The organism is Sinomonas susongensis (genome assembly GCF_005877005.1).
GTDB classification, from domain to species: Bacteria; Actinomycetota; Actinomycetes; order Actinomycetales; family Micrococcaceae; genus Sinomonas; species Sinomonas susongensis.
In genome coordinates this window covers 1-23,484 of sequence record NZ_SSNH01000021.1, presented here as the reverse complement: position 1 = coordinate 23,484, position 23,484 = coordinate 1, and the positions used below count along the sequence as shown (strand labels likewise).

Sequence of the window (23,484 nt, the reverse complement as noted above, 5' to 3'; positions counted from 1 at the left end):
TCCAATCCCCGCCTGGATCATCAGCCGATCCTCAGCAGTCAGCTCCCTACGCGCCATGCGACTCCTCAGCTCATGCCCCCGAAATCATCGCAAGCGTTGCTTCGAAGTCCTGAACTCAAGGATCAACCGGGCGGGAAGGTGCCCCCCGAAGGCACTTGGCCGAACACGTGCCGCCGGATCCACGCGTGCATCGCTATGGCCGCCGCTGAGGCTGCGTTGATCGAACGGGTCGAGCCGAACTGTTCGATCGAGAGCGTCGCCTCGGCGGCGGCATGCACTTCCGGTGTCAGCCCCGGGCCTTCCTGCCCGAAGACGAGGACGCAGCGCCGTGGGAGGTCGTAGGTCTCGAGCGGAACAGAGTCCGGGAAGATGTCGACCCCGAGGAGCGCGAGGTCCTCGGAACGTGCCCAGGCCACGAAGTCGTCCACGGTCGCGTGGTGGCGGAGGTGCTGGTAGCGGTCCGTGACCATCGCGCCCCGGCGGTTCCACCGCCGGCGGCCGATGATGTGGACCTCTTTCGCGAGGAATGCGTTCGCGGTGCGCACGACAGTGCCGATGTTCAGGTCGTGCTGCCAGTTCTCGATCGCGACGTGGAACTCGTGCCGGCGGGTGTCGAGCTCGGCAACGATCGCCTCGTGCTTCCAATACCGGTACTGGTCGAGGACGTTGCGGCGGTCCCCCTCGGCAAGGAGTTCGTGGTCCCAGTGGTCGCCCTCGGGCCAGGCGCCCTCCCACGGCCCGACGCCGACCTCATGCTCGCGCTCGTGTTCGCGCTCGCCCTGTTCCGTCACCGGTCCAGCGTAGAGGACAGCGGTGCGGGGCCGCCTACGCGGGGTACACCGTCACGGCCGCGGCCTTGGCCACGAGGACGACGACGGCGCCCGGCACGAGGTCGAGCTCGGCAGCAGACGCCGGAGTCAGGTCCGCGACGACGGTGGCGCGGGGCGTCGCGGCGTGAACGCGCACCTGGGGGCCGCGCGGCTCGAGCTCCTCGACGACGGCCCGCCACGCATTCCGCGGCGAACCCTGGGGAACGTCCGGGGCCAGTCCGGACCGGCTTGGATAGACCGCGACGTCGGCGGGCCGGAAGACGGCCACGGCATCGTCTCCAGGGAGGGCTGGGTCCGCTTCCGCCGGGCCGGTCCCGAAGACGTCGCCGAGGCCTTCGACGTGGAGCCGCCCCGGCGCTGTCGTCCGCCCCTCGAGGAAGTTGAGCCCGGCGAGCCCGGCTGCAAAACGGCTCCGCGGTCGCTCGAGCAGCTCCGCCGTGGGCCCCTCCTCCACGACCCGCCCTCCGTCGAGCACGACAACACGGTCCGCGAGCATGTGGGCGTCGAGGGCCTCGTGAGTGATGACGAGGGCCGTGCGGTCGGCGAGCACGCGACGCAGCAGGCGGCGCAGGGCGGGAGCGGCGGCGACGTCGAGCGCAGCGAACGGCTCGTCGAGCAGCAGGAGCCGAGGTGCGGCGGCGAGCGCCCGCGCGACGGCGACCCGCTGCGCCTGTCCGCCCGAGAGCTGCGCGGGGCGCCGGTCCGCGAGCGCGACGGCGTCGACCTCGCCGAGCCAGTGCTCTGCCGCCTGCCGTCCGGCCTTCCGCGAGGCCCCCTCGGCACGGGGGCCGAACGCGACGTTGTCCAGGACGGTCAGGTGCGGGAACAGCAGCGGTTCCTGGGCGAGAAGCGCGACGCCGCGGGCGTGCGGTGGGACCCAGATGCCGGCGGAGCCGTCGAACAGGGTGCGCCCGTCCAGCACCGCGCGGCCCGCATCGGCCCGGAGCAGCCCGGCCGCCAGCGCGAAGAGCGTCGACTTCCCCGCGCCATTGGGGCCGAGCAGGGCGACGGTCTCGCCGTCGCGCACGTCGAGCGCGGCCTCGAGTCCCCGGTCCCGGACCGACGCGTCCATGCGAAAGCTCACGCCGCGACCGCCCCGGCGAGGCGCCGCCCGTAGGCGACGCCCACGACGACCGCCGCCACCACGACGAGCACGAGGGCGAGGGCAACTGCGGCATCGGGATCGATCTCGCGTTGGAGGTAGACCTCGAGCGGGAGGGTCCGGGTAACGCCGCCGAGGCTGCCCGCGAACGTGAGAGTGGCCCCGAACTCGCCGAGGCTCCGTGCGAAGGAGAGCACGAGCCCGGAGGCGAGGCCCGGTACGACAAGCGGGAGCGTGACGCGCCAGAAGACGTGTGTGGGGCCGGCGCCCAGCGTCGCGGCCACCGCCTCGTACCGGCCTCCCGCCGTCCGCAGTGCTCCTTCGAGGCTCACCACGAGGAAGGGAAGCGAGACGAAGGTCTGCGCCATGACGACCGCCGTCGTCGTGAATGCAAGCTGCACGCCCGCGACGTCGAGCAGGCGGCCTACGAGCCCGAGCCGCCCGAACGTATAGAGGAGCGCGAGGCCGCCCACGACGGGTGGCAGCACGAGCGGCAGGAGCACGAGCGCCCGCAGCCAGCGACGGCCGCGGGCGGGGCCTCGGGCGAGCACGAGCGCCATCGGGACGCCGAGGACGAGGCACGCGGCCGTGCTCGCTAACGCCGTCTCGAGGCTCAGGCGCAGCGCAGCGAGCGAGGAGTCGGAGGTGACGAGCGGGACGAAATGGAGCCAGTCGACGCGCGTGAGCATGCCGACGAGGGGAACGAGCACGAACAGGACGCCGAGACCGGCAGGGATGTAGAGCCAGCGGGGAAGGCCGGAGTAGCCCCGGGGCTCAGGGCGCGCCGAAGCCGGCATCGCCGAGCACCTTCTGCCCCTGCGCGCCGCGCACGAAGTCCACGAACGCCTGGGCGAGCGCGGCGTTCTTGGAGGCCTTGAGCGCGACGATCGGGTAGCTGTTCACGGCCGACGACGACTCCGGGAAGGTCACCCCGCTCACCTTGCCGCGGGCGCCCTTGACGTCCGTGACGTACACGAGGCCCGCATCGGCGTCACCCGAGATCACCTTGCCGAGCACGTCCGTCACGGACTGCTCCTCGCTCACCGGCTTGAGGGTGAGCCCTGCCGCCTTTGCCGCCTTCTGGGCCGCACTCCCGCAGGGGACCTGCTGCGCGCAGACGACGAGGCGGACTCCGGACCTCGTGAGGTCCTGGAACGTGCGGACGCCTGCGGGATTGGACGGCGGTACCGCGATCTCGAGCACGTTGGTGGCGAAGACCTGCGGGGTGCCGGCGGCCAGTCCGGCGTTCGTCGCCTTGGTCATGTTGGCCTGGTCGGCCGATGCGAAGACGTCCGCAGGTGCCCCGTTCTGGAGCTGGGAGACGAGGTCTGACGAGCCGCCGAAGCTGAAGTTCACCTTCGATCCGGGGTGGGCGGCCTCGAAGTCGTGGCCGAGTTCCGTGAACGTCGCCGTGAGCGAGGCCGCCGCGAAGACGGTGACCGAGCCGCCGGAGGTGGCCGACGGCGACGCGCTGCCGCTGTTCACCGCCTGCGGGGCCCCCCCGCACGCCGTGAGCGCGAGGGCGAGGGCGACGCCGACCGACGCGAGGGCCTGCTTCAGGACGATTCTCATGAGGCCTTCCCTCCGGCCGTTTCGATGATGACGGTCGTGGCCTTCACTACCGCGGTGGCGACGCTGCCGGGTTCGAGCCCGAGCTCCCGCACGGCCTCGGAGCTCATGAGCGAGACAACGCGGTACGGCCCGCACTGCAGCTCGACCTGGGCCATGACGCGGTCCTCGACCACGCTCGTGACGAGGCCGACGAAGCTGTTGCGCGCCGAGCGGGCCACGCCGCTCGAGTCTCGGGGCGCCGTCGCCTGCCGGCGCGCGAGTTCGGCGAGCTCGGCGCCGTCGACCGCCGACCGCCCGGAGGCGTCCTTGGCGGCGGTCAGGACGCCCGAGTCCACCCAGCGCCGGACGGTGTCATCGCTCACGCCGAGGAGGCTGGCGGCTTCAGCGATTCGAATGAGAGGCATGCCATTGAGTGTAGGGTCGCAGTTGCGGAAACAGAAGCCACTTTCCTCCGCACGTGCGGGTGTGTGGAAGCTCATGCCCAGCGCTGCGAAGCGAGGTGGAAGACTGGGGGGAGACCGTCCCCCTCAGGAGGAACAATGGCCGACTACCCCGCAGCTACCGCCGAGCGCGACGGCTCGCTCGCGACTCCGCCCGATCTCGACACGGTTCCCAAGCCCGCCCCCATCGGCAGCAAGGTCGTGTACCGCAGCGGCCAGGAGATCGAGTGCTGGCTCACGGACATGGACGGCGTGCTCGTGCACGAGAACCATCCCATCCCCGGCGCCGATGAGCTCATCCAGCGTTGGGTCGACACGTCCCGGCGCTTCCTCGTGCTCACCAACAACTCGATCTTCACGCCCCGCGACCTCGCTGCGCGCCTCCGTTCCTCCGGGCTGTCCATCCCGGAGGAGAACATCTGGACGTCGGCGCTGGCCACGGCCGTGTTCATCAAGGACCAGATGCCCGGCGCACGGGTCTACTGCATCGGCGAGGCCGGGCTCACGACCGCGCTCCACGAGGCGGGCGTCATCCTCACGGACCAGGACCCGGACTACGTGGTGCTGGGCGAGACCAGGACCTATTCCTTCAACGCGATCACGACGGCGATCCGCCTCATCGTGGACGGCGCCCGGTTCATCGCGACCAACCCGGATGCGACCGGCCCTTCGAAGGAGGGCGTGCTCCCCGCGACGGGGGCGATTGCGGCCCTCATCACGAAGGCCACCGGACGGGAGCCGTACACCATCGGCAAGCCCAACCCGATGATGTTCCGGTCCGCCATGAACCAGATCGACGCCCACTCCGAGACCACGGCAATGATCGGCGACCGGATGGACACCGACATCGTCGCGGGGATGGAGGCGGGGCTCCACACGGTCCTCGTCCTCTCCGGCATCACGCAGCAGCAGGACATCAAGACGTTCCCGTTCCGTCCAAACCAGGTCGTGAGCTCGGTTGCGGAGCTGCTCCAGCAGCTCTGAGGCGGAGGACGCGCGGCCGCCGCGGCGAGCGCACGTTTGTGCCGAAGGCGGAGGTTTCCAATAGGGCCTGTTGAAGTGGACTGTTGCGCTCTGGGCGGTCCCTCTCCTAGCAGCCGCAACAACCGTCGCGAGCAACCTCTACCTCGCCCGGCGCGGGCTGTTCCTCATGCCCGATGGAACGGTCGTGAGAGGACTCACACGACCCGCCTTGTAAACGCTTACATCTCCTGCGTAAGATTCTCCGGGCGTTGGACGGGACGCTTGCGGGAAGCACGAGCTCACCGCCGCAGGAATCTATCCCTCATCGGCATCGACCTGAATCTACTGCAACACCACCACCCGCCACGCCACTGAACCACGGAGGCCAGCATGCTGTCCCAGACCAAGTTGGACATCTGGACCGGTACCGAAGCCCTGCTCTTCGATCTCGACGGTGTCCTCACCCCGACCGCGATCGTGCACGAGCTCGCGTGGCGCCGCCTCTTCGAGGACTACCTCGCCGCCGTCGGCCGCGGACCGGCCTACGCCGACAGCGACTACTTCGACTACATCGACGGCAAGCCCCGCTTCGACGGGGTCCGCGACTTCCTGGCCTCGCAGGGGATCACCCTCCCAGAGGGGCCGGAGGACGACGACGCGTCCCACGAGACGGTCCAGGGCCTCGGCAACCGCAAGAACCGCCTCTTCAACACGATCATCGAGACGGACGGCGTCGACCCCTATCCTGGCTCCGTGCACCTCGTCGAGGCCGCGAGGGAGCGAGGACTCAAGCTCGCGGTGGTCTCGTCGTCCCGCAACGCCCCGGCCGTGCTGCGCGCAGCCCGGCTCGCCGAGGCTTTCCCTGTGGTGGTCGACGGCGCCGTCGCGGCCCGCGAGGGCCTCCCCGGCAAGCCGGACCCGGCGACCTTCATCCGCGCCGCGGAGCTGCTCGGCGTTCCGCGCTCGGCCTGCGTCGTCATCGAGGACGCCGTCTCCGGCGTTCAGGCCGCGGCGGCCGGCGGCTTCCGCGCAGTCGTCGGAGTCGACCGCGGCGCCGGAGCAGAGACCCTCCAGGCTGCGGGCGCAACGCACATCGTCGACGACCTGGCCGAACTCCTCTAGACCCCTTGTCCCCCTCCCCCTTTCTCCTCCCCTCTGTATCCATACGGTCCGGGCCGAATTCAGCCCGGACCATCCGCTTTCCAGAAACGGCATCTCCATGACCCTTGTCACCGCAGATCGTCAACGCTTCCCGCTCGATGCGTGGGCCCTCGTCGAGGCGAGCCACGCACCGGGTTCCGAGGGGATCCTCGAGACGCTCTTCAGCCTCGGCAACGGGCACCTCGGCATCCGGGGAGCGCACATGGCAGACTCCGACAGCGCCCTCCCCGGGACGTTCCTGAACGGCTTCCACGAGACCTTCGACATCCGTCACGCGGAGAGCGCCTACGGCTTCGCGAAGCAGGGCCAGCGCATCCTCTACGTGCCCGACGCGCACGAGACCATCGTCCGGGTGGACGGTGAGCAGCTGACCCTCGCCGGTTCCGAGGTAGTGGACTTCCAGCGGCGTCTGGACTTCGCCACGGGCGTGTACGAGTGCATCATCACCTGGCAGTGCACGTCGGGCGCGCGCGTCACCACTCGCGAACGGCGGGTTGTCGGCGCGGAGTCGCGCGCAAGCGTCGGCATCGAACTCGAGATCAGCGCGGACCGGCGGATCGTCGCGGACGTGACGTCCGTCGTCGTCAACCGGCAGGACCAGCCGCGCGACGACCATTCCGACCACGACCCTCGCCGCGCCGGCCGGCATGCCGAGCGGGTCCTCGACTCGGCCCTCGCGGAGGGCTCGAACGGCAGCCTGCGCCTCGCGTGGACCACGATGACCTCGCGCCAGCACGTCGCTATCGCGGTCGACCACGTCGCCAACTCGCCCATGCCGCCGTTCTCGACCGAGGTCGAGGCGGACCGCGGCAGCGTCCGCTACGTCCTGCCGATCGACCCGCACGAAACGTTCCGGCTCGAAAAGCGCGTGAGCTACGCGGTCGGCGCGGAGAACGCACCCGATCTCGCGGGCGACGCCCTCGAACCGGTCGGCTGCGTGACGGCCCTCTCGGAGGCCGCGGCCACGTCGCTGCGGACCTTCGGCGAGCTCCTCGAGGAGAGCAGGGCGCGCTTCGAGCGCTACTGGGCCACCGCCGACATCACCATCGGCAGCTCTCCCGACCTCCAGCAGGCTGTCCGCTGGAACCTGTTCCAGCTGGCCCAGGCAACCTCGCACGCGGGCGTCGCCGGCGTTCCGGCGAAGGGGGTCACCGGTTCGGGGTACGAGGGCCACTACTTCTGGGACCAGGAGATCTACGTCCTCCCCTACCTGACCTACACCGATCCGGACGCCGCGCGGCAGGTGCTTAAGTTCCGCCACGAGATGCTCCCTGCCGCGGCGGCGCGTGCTGCCGAGCTCAACGTCGACGGCGTGCTCTTCCCATGGCGCACCATCAACGGCCAGGAGGCAAGCGCCTACTACGCGGCCGGCACGGCGCAGTTCCACATCAATGCCGCGATCGCGTATGCGGCGGCCCGCTACGCGTGGGCTACTGGGGATCAGGAGTTCCTCGCAGGCGAAGGAGCCGAGCTGCTGATCGAGACGGCCCGCATGTGGGCATCGCTCGGCTTCTTCGGCAAGAACGGGAACTTCCACATCCACGGCGTGACGGGTCCGGACGAGTACACGGCGGTCGTGAACGACAACCTGTACACAAACGTCATGGCGCGCTTCAACCTGCGGGCCGCCGCTTCGCTCGACCACCCCGCCGTCTCCAACACGGAGCGGCTCCTGTGGTCGCACATCGCCGAGCACATGGCCCTCCCGTACGACCCGGACATGCGGGTCCACGCGCAGGACAACGACTTCATGACGCTTGAGCCCTGGGACTGGGAGACGCCGCGATCGCAGTACCCGCTGCTCCTGCACTTCCACCCGCTCGTCATCTACCGCCACCAGGTCCTCAAGCAGGCGGACACAGTACTCGCGATGCTCCTGCAGTGGCAGGACTTCACGGCGGAGGAGAAGCAGCGCGCCTTCGACTTCTACGACCCCATCACGACCGGCGACTCGACGCTCTCAGCCTGCGTGCAGGGCATCATGGCGGCCGAGGTCGGGTATATCCCGGAGGCCGTCCGCCACTTCACCACCGCGGCGTTCATCGACCTCGACAATCTGCACGAGAACACGATCGACGGCGTCCACACGGCCTCCGCGGGCGGCGTCTGGGCCGCGCTTGTGAACGGCTTCGCGGGCTTCCGCGACCAGGGCCCCCTGCCGTACTTCGATCCGCGCCTCCCCGAGGGCTGGGAGAGCCTCGAGTTCCGGCTCCAGCTCCAGGGCCGCTCCCTGCGGGCGCGGCTCACGCCGGGGCGCCTCGAGCTTCAGGTCGAAGGCGGCGATCCGCTCGACGTGAGCGTCCGTGGAAGCATCGTCGCGGTCGGCTCAGAGCCGGTGGCCGTCGAACTCGACGCACCTCCGGTCCCCGAGCCGAGCGTCTTCCCGCGGCCGTTTCCCACAGCAGGGCTGAGTGCGCTCTCGTCCCTGTCCTGAGCCAGCCGGACTGAGCCAGCCGGCTCTGCTAGCCCGCTCCGCCTCCCGCTCCCCCCACGGGGCGCGGGAGCGGATCGAGCTGTGGCAGCAGCCTGCCGAGCACGTTGTTGTAGAGCGAGGCGTTCCACTCGGGGCTCGCGTGCGCCGGGAACGCGCCCGTTGTCTCGAGCGACGAGGAGACGAGGTTGTCGGGGAAGTAGCGCTGCCATCGCGCCCGCGCGGACTCATAGTCCACGGTCTGGTCCCCTGGGTTCCCGATGAAGCCCATCTGGACCTGCCCCAGCTCCCCCGAGTACCGGGTGACGTCCCAGTCGTAGATGTACTCCGACTCTGTCTGGATGAGCACGCTCGAGGGCGCGAGTGGCGTGAGCTGCTCGAGCGTCTCGTCGACGACCTGGGTCCACGTGCGCTCGTGCTTGTTGATGATCCGCTCCCCGAGCTCGTAGCCACCGCGGAGCATGCTGGGGACCCGGAAGCCGAGCTCGTACAGGTCGACGATGCCCTCGAACCAGGTGAGGTCCTTGACGTCGTACTTCGAGGCGGGCGTGGAGTCGAGCACGATCGATCCGATCTGGGGCACGCGCGCGGCCGGCGCCGCCCCCATGCGCAGCAGGCGGGACGCTGCGTCGACCGCGAGCATCCCCCCGAAGGAGTGGCCGTAGAAGTGCAGCCGCGTGAGCCTGTTCTGGCTCGCGTAGCGGAGGATCGCTGCGACGACCTGGTCGACGTCGAGCCCGTCGTTCGAATAGCCGAGCGCCGCAAGCTGGCCCCGCTCGCCGAGCGACGGCGCGAGCAGGGTGATGATGAGCTGTCCCTGCTCCCAGCTCGTCTTGTAGCCGGGGAACAGGACCCAGGACGTGCCCGGGAAGCGTCGCTTCGCGTCGTCGTCGTTCGCGGTGAGCATGACCGTCTGCCGGCGCTGGTTCTGGATCACCCGGGTCGTCAGCATGTCCGTCGCGAGCAGCCCGGCGGCTATGGCCCCGCTCAGGAACGCGCGGCGCGAGACGCGCCGCATGCGATCCGCGGAACGCAGCAGCGAGGCAGGGCTTTGGAGCCCGCCCTCGGCGAGGGCGGGCCGTGGGGGCGGGTGCTCAGTCGAGTCCCAGCTCATCCTTGCTGAAGGCATAGAGGTAGGGCACGCCGGCCTCGGCCTCGATGCGCTCCTTCGCGCCCGTCGCCCGGTCCACGATGACGGCGACGGCGGTCACCTCGCCGCCCGCGTTGCGCACGCCCTCGACGGCGGTGAGCGCCGAGCCGCCGGTGGTCGAGGTGTCCTCGACGACCACGACTTTCCGCCCTTCCACGGACGGGCCCTCGACCTGGCGGCCCATGCCGTACGACTTCTGGGCCTTCCGGACCACGAACGCATCCACTTCGCGGCCAGCCTCCCGTGCCACGTGCATGATCCCGGTGCCCACCGGGTCCGCGCCCATCGTGAGGCCGCCCGCGGCCTCTACCGTGACGCCGGCGCTGTCGATGAGCTCCAGCATGACGCGCCCGACGAGCTGCGAGGCTTCGTGGTGGAGGGTGATCCGACGGAGGTCGATGTAGTAGTCCGCCTCCTTGCCGCTCGAGAGGGTCACGCGGCCATGCACGACGGCGAGCTCCTTGATGAGCTCGAGGAGGCGCGCCCGGGCGGCGGCCAGGTCGGGCAGTGCGGAGTCAAGGGGCGCAGTCATGGCTACGATTCTAGTTGCAACCCCCGACACGATCGTCGGCGACGCCCGCAGGGCGGCAGCGCGCGAAAGGCACCGATGGACTCCACGACCCCCGACGAGGTCTACTTCGCAACGCCCGACGCCGAGCTGCCGCCCGTCCAGGAGGTCACCTCCCCCGCGGCCGCCCGACGGCTTGCGGACCGCGACGACGTCATCAAGACCCGGCGGGGCTATGCGCTCGTCAACCGGACCCTCACCCCACACGAGGCGATGGTGGAGGATCTGCTCTTCGTGCGGGACGTCCTCGACGGCGCGGGGATCCAGTTCCTCCTCGTGCGCGGCAATGATGCCCGGCCCGTGATCGCCGTCGACTGGAAGCGGCGCAAGGAACTGCGCAAGGCACTCGTGGACGCCTGCCGCAACGAGCCCTTCTACTCCATCACCGTCGACGCGCGGAAGGGCGACGCACTGCTCGTGGCCGACGGGCGTCTCGCGGCGAGCGGCAAGGCGCGCATGTTCCGGCTCTACCGGCCCCGGCTCGAACCCGAGGGCGGCCTGCTGTACGGCCAGGAGACGGGCGTGCAGATCGAGCTCTGGAAATGGGAGGGAGACCTCCTTCAACTCCCCATCGAGAACTCGCTCACGCGGCGCACCGTCCCGGGCGCTGAGGCCGTGCGAGGAACCGTGGAACGCTTCGGGCGCACGTGGCCCACCATCGAGAACATGTTCGCGGACCACGCCACGGACATCGACTTCGAGATCGACATCGTGTTCTCGTGGGTCGACGGGAGCGACCCCGACTTCCTCCGCTACCGCGCCTCTTTCCTGCCCGGCGTGGCGCTCGGCGAGGGGGACGAGGCCGAGGCCCGGTACCGCCAGATCAACGAACTCAAGTACGCCCTGCGCTCCGTGCACATGTTCGCGCCGTGGATCCGGCGCATCTTCATCTGCACCGACTCCAAGGTCCCCGAGTGGCTCGACGCGGATCATCCGAAGATCACGATCGTGCGGGCCGAGGAGCATTTCCGCGATCCGTCAGTGCTTCCCGTGTTCAACTCCCAGGCCATCGAGGCTCAGCTCCAGCACATCGATGGCCTCTCGGAATACTTCCTGTACTCCAACGACGACATGTTCTTCGGCCGCCCCATCGGGCCGGACATGTTCTTCTCGCCGGGGGGAATCACGAAGTTCATCGAGGCGTCGACGCGGATCGGCCTGGGCGACAACCACCTCTCCCGCTCTGGCTTCGAGAACGCAGCGCGCGTCAACCGGCGGCTCCTCTACGAGCGGTTCGGCCGGATCACGACACGTCACCTCGAGCACACCGCCGCTCCCCTGAGGAAGAGCGTGCTGCTCGAGATGGAGAAGGAGTTCGCACCCGAGTTCGAGGCGACCGCCGCGAGCCGCTTCCGGGCCAAGGACAACATCTCCGTCACGAACTCCCTGTACCACTACTACGCGCTGCTCACTGGCCGGGCGGTGACGAAGGTCGGGGCGAAGGTGATCTATGTGGACACCACGATGTACGCAGGGCTCGAGCTGCTCCGGAAGCTCCTCAAGAAACGCAATCAGGACTTCTTCTGCCTCAACGACGGATCCTTCCCGGAGGTCCCGGCGCAGGAACGGCAGGAGCGTGTGACGGACTTCCTCGAGAAGTACTTCCCGATCCCAGCCCCCTGGGAGCGCCGCCCCTAATCGTCTCGGGTACACCAACTCCCACCCTCACATCGTCTCGGGTACACCAACTCCCACCCTCACATCGTCTCGGGTACGCCAACTCCCCTCTCAGGCAGCCTGAAAGAGGAGTTTCTGTACCCGAGACGAATGGAGTGGATGCGGGTGCGGGGAGCGGGGGAAGTCAGACGACGGGGAGCATTCCCGTGGTCGGATGGGAGCCGTTGCTGAACGCGCGATCGTCCTGGAAGACGCCGTCGTCCGCGGGGAACTCGACGCCGGCCTCGGCAAGAATGCGCCCGACCTCGCGCGGCGCGACCTCCTTGCCCACCGTCTCGCCGCCCGCGGCGGGGACCACCGAGTGCATGACGGTCTCGCCGTAGACGTGCACCAGGTTGTATGCCTGACCGGTGTCACGGCCGCGGGTGCCGCGGATGCCGGTCTGAGGGTCGACGACGGCGGCGAGGTCCTGCGTGTAGCAGGTCGCCGAGGCGACCGACACGGGGATTCCCGCGAACGTCGCGCTCGTGGAGTAGTGAAGGTGACCGGCCAGGATGGCGCGCACATCGCTCCCCCGCAGCACGTCCGCGAGGGCACTTTGGCCGCGCAGCTCGACAAGGACCGCCAGATCCTGGACGCACGGGACGGGCGGGTGGTGCATCGCGAGAAGCGTCCCGTCCGGAGCGGGGAAGTCGAGCTCCTCCGCGAGCCACTCGAGCTGCGACGGCTCGAGTTCGCCGTGGTGGAAACCGGGGACCGTCGTGTCGAGTGTGACCACCCGCAAGCCGCCGAGCCAGTGCACCCGGTCGAGCGGTTCGCTCGACGGCTCCTCGTCGAGGAGCACGGACCGGAGCGAAGCCCGGTCGTCGTGGTTCCCCATCGCCCAGATGAGCCGCGCCCCGAGCCGTTCGGCGGCGGGCTCGGCGATCTCCCGGAGCCGCCGGTATGCGGCTACCTGCCCCCGGTCGGCAAGGTCTCCCGTCACGACGATCGCTTCAGGTGCCCCTCCGGCGTCGGCCGCCTGCTCGAAGACGCGCTCGAGAGTCGCTCCGGGGTCGAGGTGGCCTCCGAGCCGCTCTCCTGCGAGCAGGTGAGTGTCACTGAGGTGGAGGAGGAAATGGCGGGGCCGAGGATGCTCGGCCTTGACGGTGCCCATATCAGCCTTCTTGTCCTGTTCGGGGTTGAGCCCCAGAGTGCACAGATGAAGTCAGTGCACACATGAAAAACGCACAAGAGCTTAATGTCCAATGAACACACCGCAAAACCGGGAGGAATCTCCCGGAAGCCGAACCTCGCCCTCACAGCCACACTTCGCCGGGCTTTCAGCGCCTCCGGAGAACGCGGGCACGGGCTCGAACGCGTCCCATATGACGCTCAGTGACGGGAACGAGTGTGACCGGAGCGCAGCCACTCCGCCGCCTCGCGGGCAATCTGCTCCGGCGGCTCGGTGATGTCGAAGACCTGGCCCAACTCGTCAGGCTCGAGGTTTTCGAGCGTCTCGATCTGGGAGTCGAGCAGCGCGGGCGGCATGAAGTGCCCGGGGCGCGTCTTCATGCGCTGGGCGAGGATTTCGCGGCTCCCAACGAGGTGCACGAACCGGGTGTCCGGCGCGGCATGACGGATCATGTCGCGGTAGGTGCGCCGTAGGGCGCTGCAGCCGATCACCATCGTCCCGTGGGAGTTGGCCATGTGTTCGCCGATCGTGCGGAGCCACGGCGTGCGGTCCTCGTCCGTGAGCGGGATGCCTGCGGCCATCTTCTCGATGTTCGCCTGCGGGTGCAGCACGTCACCGTCGAGGTACTCGCCGCCGAGCTCCTTGGCGAGCAGCTCCCCGACCGTGCTCTTGCCCGAGCCGGAGACGCCCATCACGATCACGTGCAACACCTGCGGCACCCCGCCCACGTCCGTCACCAGTCGTGGACCGTGCCGTCGATGAGGCGGTTGTACGGCAGGTACGCCTGCTGGTACGGGTAGGCTGCCGCGGCCTCCTCGTTGAACTCGACGCCGAGGCCCGGCTTCTCGCCCGGGTGGAGGTAGCCGTCGATGAACGTCATCGACTGCTCGAAGACCGTGTTCGTCGCGTCAGAGTGCTGCATGTACTCCTGGATGCCGTAGTTGTGGATCGCGAGGCCCACGTGCAGCTGGGCGGCGAATCCGATCGGCGAGATGTCCGTGGGCCCATGGAAGCCGGACTTGATCTGGTACTGGGCCGCGTAGTCCATGACCTTCTTGAGCGGGCTGATCCCGCCGAAGTGGGTCGAGGCGGCGCGCACGTAGTCGATGAGCTGCTCGCGGATCAGCAGCTGGAAGTCCCAGACCGTGTTGAAGATCTCGCCTATCGCGAGCGGCGTCGTCGTGTGCTGGCGCACGAGGCGCAGCCCTTCCTGGTTCTCGGCCGGGGTGCAGTCCTCGAGCCAGAACAGGTCGTAGGGCTCGAGGGCCTTGCCCAGCTTCGCGGCCTGGACCGGGGTCATCCGGTGGTGGCCGTCGTGGAGGAGCGGAATGTCAGGGCCGAACTCGTTCCGCACGGCCTCGAACACGGTCGGCAGGTGCTTGAGGTAGGCCCGGGTGTCCCAGTCCTCCTCGGCCGGGAACGCACCGCGCCCGGCGGGCTCGTAGTCGTACCTCTCCCCCGATGCCTGGGTCTGGGCTGCAACGCCATAGACGGCCTTGATACCGGGGATCGCGGTCTGGACGCGGATCGACTTGTAGCCGAGTTCGAGGTGATGCCGGATCGAGTCGAACAGCGAGGGCAGGTCGGTGCCCGACGCGTGCCCGTAGGCGCGGAGGCCGCGGCGGGACGCGCCGCCCAGGAGCTGGTACACGGGGAGGTTCGCAACCTTGCCCTTGATGTCCCAGAGCGCCATGTCGACGGCAGCGATCGAGGCCATCGTCACCGGGCCTCGCCGCCAGTACGAGGACCGGTACAGGAACTGCCACGTGTCCTCGATCATGTGCGGATCCTTGCCGATCAGCAGCTGGGCGACGTGCTCCTTCAAGTACGCCGCGACGGCGAGCTCGCGCCCGTTGAGGGTCGCGTCCCCGATGCCCGTGATGCCCTCATCGGTCGTGATCTTCAGCGTCACGAAGTTCCGCGACGGGCTCGTCACGAACACCTCAGCGGCAACGATCTTCACGGTGGTCCTCTCCATTCAGAACGGTTCCTCGTACCGTGCGTGGTCTGCGCGGTCTTGGCTGCACCTCAGGATACTGAGACTCGCCGCAACAGTGGCAATCGGTTGCCACTGTTGCCAATTTCATCGGGCGGCGAACCCCAGGAGTCCGTGGACGAGGTCGACGATCGCGGCATCGGCTGCCAGGTCGGCGTCGACAAGCCGAATGAGGGCCTCGGCCCGGTCCCGCCCCGGGCGGCCGAGCGCCTCCCGTATGGCCCCCAGGAGCGGGTCCGAGATTTCCGCGGCATCCGCCAGCCAGTCGATCCAGGCGGCGATCATGCGCGCTGCTCCAAGGCCCGAACGGCCGTCCGCCCGTTCCGCCCTCAGGACCGGCACGCCCCGCAGGCGCAGCTTGACCGAGCCGTCCTGCGCGATCTGGGCGAGGTAGTGGGCGATCCGCGGGTTCGCGAACCGCTCGAGCAGGGCCGCCCGATACGCAGGCACCTTGAGTTCGGGCAGCGTGAGATGCCGGGCAGCCTCGTCCCAGAACTCCTCCATCGCGCTGCTGCACACGGGATCCGCGAGCGCCTCCGCCACGGTTTCATGCCCCCGGAGCTGGCCCGAGTAAGCCAGCAGCGTGTGGGCCCCGTTGAGGAGCCACAGCTTCCGGTTCTCGAACGGCTGGATGTCGGGCACGAACTGGGCGCCCGCATCCTCCCAGGCCGGCCGCCCCGCCGGGAAGTCGCCCGAGAGGATCCAGGAGGCGAACGGCTCGGTCACGACGGGAGAAGCATCCCGGTACCCGCACCGCTCCGCGACCTCGGCGACGTCGTCCGGCGTCGTCCGTGGGGTAATCCTGTCCACCGACGTGCCGACAAAGCTCACGTTCTCCCGCACCCACCCGCCGAGTCCGGGGTCGAGGTCCTCGGCGATTCCGACCACGGAGGACCTCGCCACCTCGCCGTTCCCGGCGAGGTTGTCACAGCTCACGACGGCGATCGGCCCGCCTCCCGCGGCCCGGCGCGCGGCGAGCCCGCGAACCAGGCGCCCGAGCGGCGCGTCGGGGCCGCCGTCGTCGTACACCTTCTCCGTCACGGTGAGGGTCACGACGGCGGTGTCCGCGGCGGCGAGGAGGTCCTCGAGACGCGCGGTGTCCGCGCCGTCGACCGCCTCGGCGATCGACCCGACGACCTCGAAGCGGTCCCCGTCGGCCGAGCGCTCGACGAGCGTGAAAAGTCCCTCCTGAGGGGCTAGCGCGAGCGCGGCGTCGGGACGCCGCCCGGTGAACGAAGCGATGCCCCACTGGGCGGCATCCGAGGCGTGGGCGGTGAACCATGCCTGATGCGACCGATGGAAGGCGCCCAGGCCGAGGTGGACGATCCGCACCGGCGGCGCCGGCTCCCCGTTGCGGCTCAGGAGCGGCAGCTCAGTGGTGGTGCTCGGCATGGGCTTCCTCCTGGAGCTTGGCGATGGCAGCTGGGCCACTAGAGCTTGAACACGCGCCGGGGCGCACGGTCGACGATGTCGACGATGAGCTCATGCGCGCGGGCCTCGGTGATGCGGTGTTCCGCGACCAGCCTAGCGAGGAACGAGGCCTCGATCCGGCGGGAGGTGTCGTGCCGGGCCGGGATCGAGCAGTAGGCACGGGTGTCGTCGATGAAGCCCGACGAGCGCGAGAAGCCTGCCGTCTCGGTCACGGCGGACCGGAAGCGGAGCATAGCGTCGGGGGCGTCGAGGAACCACCACGGGGCACCGATGTACACCGACGGGTAGAACCCGGCCAGCGGGGCCAGCTCCCGGGAGAACACGGTCTCGTCGAGTGTGAACAGGACCAGGTGGAAGTCCTTCGCGGTTCCGAAATCCTGCAGGAGCGCGTGCACACCCGCCGTGTAGTTGACCGCGAACGGGATGTCGTGGCCCGTGTCCCCGCCGTGGGCGGCGAACGTCGGCCCGTGGTGGTTTCGGAACGAGCCGGGATGGATGGTCATGACGAGCCCGTCCTCGACCGACATCCGCGCCATCTCCCACATCATGTGCGCTTCGAACGCATCACGGTCGGCCGGGGTCGCCTCCCCGCGGCGGGCCTTGTCGAAGAGGGCCTCGGCCTCCGACCGCTCGAGCTTGAGCGTGAGCGGGGTCCGGACGCCGTGGTCGGCCGAGACGGCGCCACGGTCCACGAAGAACCGGCGCCGCGCCTCGAGCGCCCGCAGGTAGCCGGCGAACCCGCCCACCCCGCTGGCCGCCTCTGCCGTGAGCCGCTCGACCCGCTCGGCCCATTCCGGGTGGGCGACGTTGATGTAGGCGTCAGGACGGAAGGTCGGCACGACCCGCCCGTGGAAGGACTCGTCCTTCGCGAGCCGCTCATGCGCCTCGAGGGAGTCGAGGGGGTCGTCGGTCGTGGCAAGGACCTCGATCCGGAAGTCTTCGAAGAGCCTTCGGGGGCGGAAGTCCGGTTCGGCGAGCTTCGCCGCGATCGCGTCGTACACGGCGTCCGCGTTTTCCGGACCGAACGACTCCACCATCTCCGCGGGGAGGCCGAAGACGTGCTCGAACTCGCTGCGCAGCCAGTATCCCGAAGCCGTGCCGTCGAAGAGCGGCCACGCTTCTGCGAAGTGCCGCCAGCCCTGCAGGGAGGCTTCGGGCCCGTGCCCCTCGCCGAACCCGAGTTCGCTCAGCGGAACGCCTGACGCGTGGATGAGCCGGGTGACGTAATGGTCAGGGGTGACGAGGAGGGCTGTGGGGTCCGGGAACGGGACGTCGTCCGCGATCCACTCGGCAGGTACGTGCCCGTGCGGGGACAGGATGGGGAAGTGCTCGACGTCCGCATACAGCTCGCGCGCGATCTGGCGTGTTCCGGCCTCGGCAGGGAAGAGCCGATCCGGGTGGGCGGCAAGGGAATCAGTCATCGTCTCTTTCAATTCGTGCTGGCGGACAGGGCGGGCAGGAGGCTCGCTCAGACGGCCCCGACGCCTGCCGCTTCCAGGACCTTCGCGAACGCGCGGGCCGCGACCCCGAAGGCGTACGGGCCGCTGAAGCCCCCCGTCTCATAGGCGTACGCGAGGTGGGGCTCGAGAGACGCGAAGCCCTCGTACCCGCTGTCGCGGAGAGCCTCGACGGTCCGGAGCACCTCGCCGTCGCCCTCCCCGGCCGGGACGACCTGGCGGGTTGAGGACAGCGCATCCTTCACCTGCAGGTACACGACGTGCGGGCGGAGGCGCTCGTAGCCGTCCGAGAACGGCTTGACACCCACCTGGACGAAGTTCGCCGGGTCCCACGCAAGCTTGAGCGCGGGGGAATCAACGGTCTCGACGATGTCGAGGACACGCTCGGGGATGTCGCCGAAGATGTCCTTCTCGTTCTCGTGCACGAGCGTGACCCCAGTTCCCTCGGCCCGCCGGGCCAGCGCCGTCATCCGCTCGATCACGGCGTCCCGGACGTCCTCCGGCGCCTTGCCCTCGTAGTAGAAGGAGAAGATGCGGATGTAGGGGGCGCCGAGCACCTCGGCCGCGCGGAGGGCGCGGCCGAGCCGCTCGACCTCATGCTCGACCGGGAGGCCGACGTCGACCTTCCCGATGGGCGAGGCGATCGCCGACGCCTTGAGCCCGGCCTCGTCGAACACCTTCTTGAGCTCGGCAAGCTGTTCCTCGCCCAGCTCGATGATGTTCGTGCCCCACGCGCTCCGGACCTCGATGTGGCTCGCACCCAGGGCGCGCATGACAGCCGCCTGGACCCGAGGGTCGTCGTCGATCTCATCACCGAAACCGGACAGTGCCCACTCGACATTCGCCATAGCTACTTGACCCCTCCGGCGGTCAGGCCGCCCACTAGATACTTCTGGAAGAACAGGTACAGGATCACGACCGGCGCCGCGCACACGAGCGCGGAGGCCATCATCTGGCCGTAGTACGGGATCGCCCCTCCCTCGGTGCTCGTCGCGAAGATCTGCAGCGCGACGGCCGCGGTCTGGCTTTCAGGATTCGTCATGACGGACGCGAAGAGCACATCGTTCCAGCCCAGCAGGAACGCGAAGATCCCGGAGACGATGATGCCGGGCCAGCTGAGCGGCAGGATGATCCTGGTGAGGATCCCGAAGCTGGTCGCGCCGTCGATGCGCGCCGCCTCCTCGAGCTCGCGGGGCAGGCCCCGAAGGTAGGTGACCATGACCCACGTCGAGAACGGGAGCGCGAACGTCAGGTAAGTGATGAACAGGCCCCACCGGGTGCCGATGACCTGGAGGCCCAGGTACGTGGCCGAGGAGGAGAACAGCACGAACACCGGGAGCACGAGGAGCGTGCCGGGCACCGATTGGAGCGCCAGGAGGCCGCGCATGATCGTGAGGCGGCCGAAGAACTGGTACCGCACGAGCACGTATGCCGTGCCGATCGAGAGCGCGGCCGAGACCACGGCGGTCGAGCCGGCCACGAGGATCGAGTTCATGAGGCCGTTCGCGAGGCCCACGTTGGTCCAGATGTTCGCATAGTTGCTCGGGGTAAACACCGCCGGCCAGAAGTCGCCGCGAGCCACCGAGATGTCGGAGTTGAGGCTGGCGAGGACGATGTAGACCACCGGAGCGAGCACGAACAGGGCCAGGGCCGCGATGACGAGGGCTATCAGCCAGGTGGGCAGGAGGCGCGTCACCTGGGATTGCTGGCGTGAGCCGGGGCGGTCGACGACGGCGGTCCCCCCCGGGCGGGTGGCCATGGTGGCGGTCATTTGCGGCCTCCCTGTTCGGCGTCGTCAAGCTTGACGACGCGAAGGTAGATGAAGAGCGGGATCGCGATGAGGATGAGCGAGACGACCGCCATCGCGGCGCTCAGGCCGAAGCGGAAGCTCTGGAAGCTCGTCACATACGTGAGGACGGGCAGGAGTTCGACGTCGTGCGGCGCAGGGATGCCGAACAGCACGAACGGGAGCGTGAAGTTGTTGATGTGGTTGAGCATTCCGATGATGAAGGCGAGCGAGATCGGCCCCCTGAGGTAGGGGAAGACCACGTATCGGAGCTTCTTCCACCAGAGGGCGCCGTCGAGGGCGGCGGCCTCGTGGACCTCGTGGTCGACGGCCTGGAGGCCCGCGAGCGCGAGCAGGTAGATGAACGGCCAGGACGCCCAGATCTGCACGAACACGAGGGTCCAGTACGTGTTGGGCCCGTTGAGGAAGAGACCCGGGTCCGCGCCGAACACGTGGAAGGCCTTGTCGATGATGCTGCCGGGCTGGAACATCGTGCGCCACACTGTTGCGACGACGAAGGACGGCAGGACGTACGGGATGAGGAACACGGAACGCACGAGGGCGCGGCCCTTGAACGCGTTCTGTGTCGCGACGGCGGCGGCGATGCCGATGGGCATGGCAATGACTGTCGCGATGAAGGAGTAGGAGACGCTCAGCCAGACGCCGTGGAACAGGTTGGTCTGGCTCACGGCCTCGATGTAGTTCGCCACCCCGATGAAGGGGGCCTCGATCCACTGCCGCAGCGTGTACTGGTCGAGGTCGAGGAACGACATGTAGATGCCGAGCAGGAGCGGGACGATGATCACGATGACCATCAGGACACCGCCCGGGATGAGCATCCACAGGGGCCGGTTGCGCTCGGAGGGACCCCGACGACGGCGGCCGCCTGCGGGCGTCTCGAGGCCCTCGGCGATGACGGGGACGGACCTCGTCGGGCTCTCGCCCGAGGTGCTGTCAGGGCCGACGGCGGGGGCCGGCCCGGCGGCCCGGCGCGCCGCGCGAGCGGCGTGCCGGGTCCCGGATGCGGGATTGCTTGTTGTCATGATGTGCCTCGTCGGATCGGCGTCCGCAGGTTACTTTGCCCTGTTCAGGGACTGCTGGGCCTTGTTCTGCGCATCACTGATGCGGGAGTTCAGGCTGGAGTCGGACACGTTGCCGGACGAGAGGTCCGGGATGCTCTGCACGACCACGTTGAGAAGATCAAGCTGGATGTCGCTCCACGCGCCGGTGAACGGCGTCGCCTTGGATTCCTTGGCCGCCTGCGTCAGGGCCGCCATGTGCGGCGCCGAGTCAAGCGACGCGAGCGCGTCGGCGTTGGCGGGCAGGTCGCCGAAGATCTTCTGGTAGTTGAGCTGCTCGTCCTTGCTCGTCACGAGGTTGATGTAGGCGAACGCGAGGTCCTGGTTCTTGGAGTAGTTCGCAACCACCAGGTTGTCACCCGAGAGGATCGATGCTGCCGAGTTCGAGCCTGCCTTGTCCGACGTCTGGCCCGGGGCCACGGTCGGCATCAGGGCGTAGTCCCACTGGTCCTTCAGCGCGGACTTGTCGAGAGTCGGGATCGAGCCGGAGCTCGTCATGAGGAAGTAGGCGTCCTTGCCCGATGCGAAGTCCGCGAGGGCCTGGCTGTTGGTCCAGCCGACCGAGGCGGGGTTGACGACCTTGTCCTTCGTGAGCCAGCCGAAGTACGTGGAGTACGCCGTCTTGACCGTCGGGTCGTCGAGCTTCGCCGTCTTGCCATCCACGAGCGGGTTTCCGGCCTGGACGGACATGCCCCAGATGTACTTCCAGGGGTCGAAGTTGTCCTTGTAGGCGATTGCCATGCCGTACTGGCCCTTGGCCGGGTCAGTCAGCTTCTTCGCCTGGGTGGCCAGATCGTCCCACGAGGTCGCGGGCTTGTCGATGCCGGCGGCCTGGAGCAGGGTCTTGTTGTAGGCCATGACGAACGGGCGGCTCGCGAACGGAACGCCGATGAGGTGGCTCTGGTCCGGGCCGGAGATGCCGAGTGCGGCCTGGTTGAAGCGGTCCTTGCCGCCGATCTTGCTCCAGTCGGAATCGGAGAGGACCTTGAACGCGCCCGTGGAGTACGCAGTCGGCGTGAAGGTCGTGCCCAGTGCGTAGACATCAGGGCCCTGCCCGGAGACGACCGACGTCTGGATGCGGGTCAGCTCCTCGTTGGCCGAGGTGAAGGTCTCGAACTTGAGGGTGGCGCCCGTCTGCTGCTGGAACTTGGCGGCCGTGTCGGACATCCACTGCTTCTGCTGCTGGGGGTAAGCGGTGTTGACGCCGACGAGAACGTCGAGGGTCTTTCCGGCCCCGTTCACCGCCCCGCTCGACGAGCTGCTGGATGATCCGCTGCCGCAAGCCGACAGGGCGAGTGCCGCCGCTGTGGCGATCGCGGCCAGACTGGCCTTGGTGCCGAAGCGCATGTGTCTCCTCCTTGAGTACCACGGGGAAGTGCGAATGTGACCGAACTCACCCCTGCATCGATAAGCATGAGCCTAGGAACATGTGCAACAGGCGGCAAGCGATTGCCAAAAGTTGCCAGCGATGCTCCAATTGACGCCATGAACCCTGAGACGCCCTCTTCGGCCGAGCGGATGCCGACCATCCGCGACATCGCTGAGCTGGCCGGCGTCGCCACCTCCACGGTGTCCCGCGCACTCTCGAATCCCCAGCGGGTCAACGCCCGGACGCGCGAGAAGATCGAGCGCATCGCCTCGGAGCTCCACTACGTTCCGAGCACCCAGGCGCGGGGCCTCAGCTCGGGGCGCACGGGCGTCATCGCCGTCCTCGTCCCGGACATCACGAACCCCTTCTACTTCGACATCATCCGAGGCACGCAGTACCAGCTCAAGGCCTCGGGCTACACGCAGCTGCTCGTCGACACGGAGGAGGCAACCGACGTCGAACTCGACACCCTGCGCAAGCTGCGCCGCTCCACCGATGGGGTGCTCCTCGCAGCGTCGCGCCTGACCGACCAGCAGCTCAGCGACGCCGCATCGCGGCAGCCGCTCGTCACCATCAACCGGGCGACGGCGGAGGCGCCCACAGTGCTCATCGACACGCCGGGCGCCGTCGTCCAGGCCCTTGAGCACCTTGCGTCGTTCGGGCATCGATCGGTCGTCTATGCGGGAGGCCCGACGAGTTCGTGGTCGAACCACCGCCGCTGGAAGGCGATCGAGGAGGCCGCCGCAAAGCGCGGAATGTCTGCGACGCGGCTGGGCCCCTACGCGCCGACGGCCCTGTCCGGTGCTGCCGCGGCCGATGCCACCCTGGGAGCGGGGGCGACGGCGGTCATCGCGTTCAACGACCTCCTTGCCATCGGCATGCTCGGGCGATTCCGCGAGCGCGGGGTGAGGGTGCCGGAGGACATCAGCATCGTGGGGTGCGACGACATCTTCGGGGCCGACTTCTGCAACCCGCCCCTCACGACCATCTCCTCGCCCATCGAGCAGGCGGGCCGCGTCGCGGTCTCGATGCTCATGGCGCAGCTCGACCCCATCCGCGGCGGTACACCACGGAAGCTCGCCGTAATGCCCACGCACCTCAAGATCCGCGCGTCGACGGGGCCTGCGCGGGCCTGAAGCCGCTTCGCGCCCTCGAGCGACGGAAGCCGCTTTGGAGCGACGGAAGCGGCGTGCCGCAGAGCGACACGCCGCCGTCGTCGAGCATCCGGTCAGAAGGCGGATTCAAGGCATGTTGGCAACGGCCTGTTCGATGTCTTCGAGGAAGACTTCTCGTGGTGTTTTGAAGCCTAGTGTCTTGCGTGGCCGGTTGTTCATCTCGAAGGCGATGGCCTCGAGGTA

21 protein-coding genes and 1 pseudogene are annotated in these 23,484 nt (G+C 68.7%); 5 read left to right on the top strand and 17 right to left on the bottom strand.

Translation table 11 applies throughout. The annotated features are described in order from the left end of the window. Positions 1-122 precede the first annotated feature (122 nt). The 5 genes from E6A21_RS17515 to E6A21_RS17495 are packed head-to-tail and all read right to left on the bottom strand — an operon-like array spanning position 123 to position 3,908. On the bottom strand, positions 123-791 hold the full coding sequence (locus E6A21_RS17515) for a TrmH family RNA methyltransferase (RefSeq protein WP_138445450.1): 669 nt from the start codon (positions 789-791) through the stop codon (positions 123-125). A 34-nt stretch (positions 792-825) separates the two neighbouring features. Then, positions 826-1,914: a sulfate/molybdate ABC transporter ATP-binding protein gene (locus E6A21_RS17510; protein ID WP_138445449.1), complete on the bottom strand. Its 1,089-nt coding sequence runs from the start codon at positions 1,912-1,914 to the stop codon at positions 826-828. Next, on the bottom strand, positions 1,911-2,729 hold the full coding sequence (locus E6A21_RS17505; protein WP_138445448.1) for an ABC transporter permease: 819 nt from the start codon (positions 2,727-2,729) through the stop codon (positions 1,911-1,913). The genes E6A21_RS17510 and E6A21_RS17505 overlap by 4 nt, the downstream gene beginning before the upstream one ends. Further along, positions 2,707-3,504, bottom strand: a complete 798-nt coding sequence (gene modA / locus E6A21_RS17500; protein WP_138445447.1) for a molybdate ABC transporter substrate-binding protein — start codon at positions 3,502-3,504, stop codon at positions 2,707-2,709. The genes E6A21_RS17505 and modA overlap by 23 nt, the downstream gene beginning before the upstream one ends. Beyond that, positions 3,501-3,908 (bottom strand): TOBE domain-containing protein, encoded by a 408-nt coding sequence (locus tag E6A21_RS17495; RefSeq protein ID WP_138445446.1) that lies wholly within the window; start codon positions 3,906-3,908, stop codon positions 3,501-3,503. Before E6A21_RS17495 ends, modA begins: the two co-directional genes overlap by 4 nt. Positions 3,909-4,043: 135 nt before the next feature. On the opposite strand from E6A21_RS17495, the gene E6A21_RS17490 reads away from it, so the two are divergent. The 3 genes from E6A21_RS17490 to E6A21_RS17480 all read left to right on the top strand — a co-directional run bounded on the left by E6A21_RS17490 (position 4,044) and on the right by E6A21_RS17480 (position 8,502). Further along, entirely contained in the window at positions 4,044-4,928 is an 885-nt protein-coding gene (locus E6A21_RS17490) for an HAD-IIA family hydrolase (protein WP_138445445.1), read from the top strand. Positions 4,929-5,297: 369 nt separating this feature from the next. After that, on the top strand, positions 5,298-6,029 hold the full coding sequence (locus E6A21_RS17485) for an HAD family hydrolase (RefSeq protein ID WP_171041465.1): 732 nt from the start codon (positions 5,298-5,300) through the stop codon (positions 6,027-6,029). Between the two features lie 97 nt (positions 6,030-6,126). After that, positions 6,127-8,502 (top strand): glycoside hydrolase family 65 protein, encoded by a 2,376-nt coding sequence (locus E6A21_RS17480; protein ID WP_138445444.1) that lies wholly within the window; start codon positions 6,127-6,129, stop codon positions 8,500-8,502. Between the two features lie 28 nt (positions 8,503-8,530). On the opposite strand, the gene E6A21_RS17475 is transcribed toward E6A21_RS17480, so the two are convergent. Together E6A21_RS17475 and pyrE are read right to left on the bottom strand one after the other, a co-directional pair. Further along, positions 8,531-9,613: an alpha/beta fold hydrolase gene (locus E6A21_RS17475; protein WP_171041464.1), complete on the bottom strand. Its 1,083-nt coding sequence runs from the start codon at positions 9,611-9,613 to the stop codon at positions 8,531-8,533. After that, positions 9,594-10,181, bottom strand: a complete 588-nt coding sequence (gene pyrE / locus E6A21_RS17470) for an orotate phosphoribosyltransferase (RefSeq protein WP_138445443.1) — start codon at positions 10,179-10,181, stop codon at positions 9,594-9,596. The genes E6A21_RS17475 and pyrE overlap by 20 nt, the downstream gene beginning before the upstream one ends. A 75-nt stretch (positions 10,182-10,256) precedes the next feature. On the opposite strand from pyrE, the gene E6A21_RS17465 reads away from it, so the two are divergent. Then, positions 10,257-11,855, top strand: coding sequence for a stealth family protein (locus E6A21_RS17465; protein ID WP_171041463.1), 1,599 nt, complete (start codon positions 10,257-10,259; stop codon positions 11,853-11,855). Between the two features lie 163 nt (positions 11,856-12,018). Here the strand turns inward: E6A21_RS17465 and E6A21_RS17460 are convergent, their stop codons facing one another. From E6A21_RS17460 to E6A21_RS17420, 9 genes are all read right to left on the bottom strand, one after another. Continuing rightward, positions 12,019-12,990, bottom strand: coding sequence for a phosphodiesterase (locus E6A21_RS17460; RefSeq protein WP_138445442.1), 972 nt, complete (start codon positions 12,988-12,990; stop codon positions 12,019-12,021). A 218-nt stretch (positions 12,991-13,208) separates the two neighbouring features. Then, entirely contained in the window at positions 13,209-13,745 is a 537-nt protein-coding gene (locus E6A21_RS17455) for a gluconokinase (protein WP_246036612.1), read from the bottom strand. Next, on the bottom strand, positions 13,742-14,971 hold the full coding sequence (manD, locus tag E6A21_RS17450) for a D-mannonate dehydratase ManD (RefSeq protein WP_138445452.1): 1,230 nt from the start codon (positions 14,969-14,971) through the stop codon (positions 13,742-13,744). Before manD ends, E6A21_RS17455 begins: the two co-directional genes overlap by 4 nt. A gap of 120 nt (positions 14,972-15,091) precedes the next feature. Beyond that, positions 15,092-16,396, bottom strand: coding sequence for a mannitol dehydrogenase family protein (locus E6A21_RS17445; RefSeq protein WP_138445441.1), 1,305 nt, complete (start codon positions 16,394-16,396; stop codon positions 15,092-15,094). 38 nt (positions 16,397-16,434) lie between these two features. Beyond that, positions 16,435-17,856, bottom strand: a complete 1,422-nt coding sequence (uxaC, locus tag E6A21_RS17440) for a glucuronate isomerase (protein WP_138445440.1) — start codon at positions 17,854-17,856, stop codon at positions 16,435-16,437. A gap of 47 nt (positions 17,857-17,903) precedes the next feature. Continuing rightward, the gene (locus tag E6A21_RS17435) at positions 17,904-18,740 is read right to left on the bottom strand and encodes a sugar phosphate isomerase/epimerase family protein (RefSeq protein ID WP_138445439.1); all 837 of its coding nucleotides are present in this window, start codon (positions 18,738-18,740) and stop codon (positions 17,904-17,906) included. A 2-nt stretch (positions 18,741-18,742) separates the two neighbouring features. Further along, on the bottom strand, positions 18,743-19,663 hold the full coding sequence (locus E6A21_RS17430) for a carbohydrate ABC transporter permease (protein WP_138445438.1): 921 nt from the start codon (positions 19,661-19,663) through the stop codon (positions 18,743-18,745). After that, the gene (locus tag E6A21_RS17425; protein WP_138445437.1) at positions 19,660-20,721 is read right to left on the bottom strand and encodes a carbohydrate ABC transporter permease; all 1,062 of its coding nucleotides are present in this window, start codon (positions 20,719-20,721) and stop codon (positions 19,660-19,662) included. Before E6A21_RS17425 ends, E6A21_RS17430 begins: the two co-directional genes overlap by 4 nt. Positions 20,722-20,751: 30 nt before the next feature. Beyond that, positions 20,752-22,104 (bottom strand): ABC transporter substrate-binding protein, encoded by a 1,353-nt coding sequence (locus E6A21_RS17420; protein ID WP_171041462.1) that lies wholly within the window; start codon positions 22,102-22,104, stop codon positions 20,752-20,754. Positions 22,105-22,242: 138 nt separating this feature from the next. Here E6A21_RS17420 and E6A21_RS17415 point away from each other — a divergent pair, with 138 nt between their 5' ends. Beyond that, on the top strand, positions 22,243-23,262 hold the full coding sequence (locus E6A21_RS17415) for a LacI family DNA-binding transcriptional regulator (RefSeq protein WP_138445436.1): 1,020 nt from the start codon (positions 22,243-22,245) through the stop codon (positions 23,260-23,262). Between the two features lie 105 nt (positions 23,263-23,367). Here E6A21_RS17415 and E6A21_RS18255 read toward each other — a convergent pair. Beyond that, positions 23,368-23,484: pseudogene (locus E6A21_RS18255) on the bottom strand (IS30 family transposase); the annotation flags it as partial.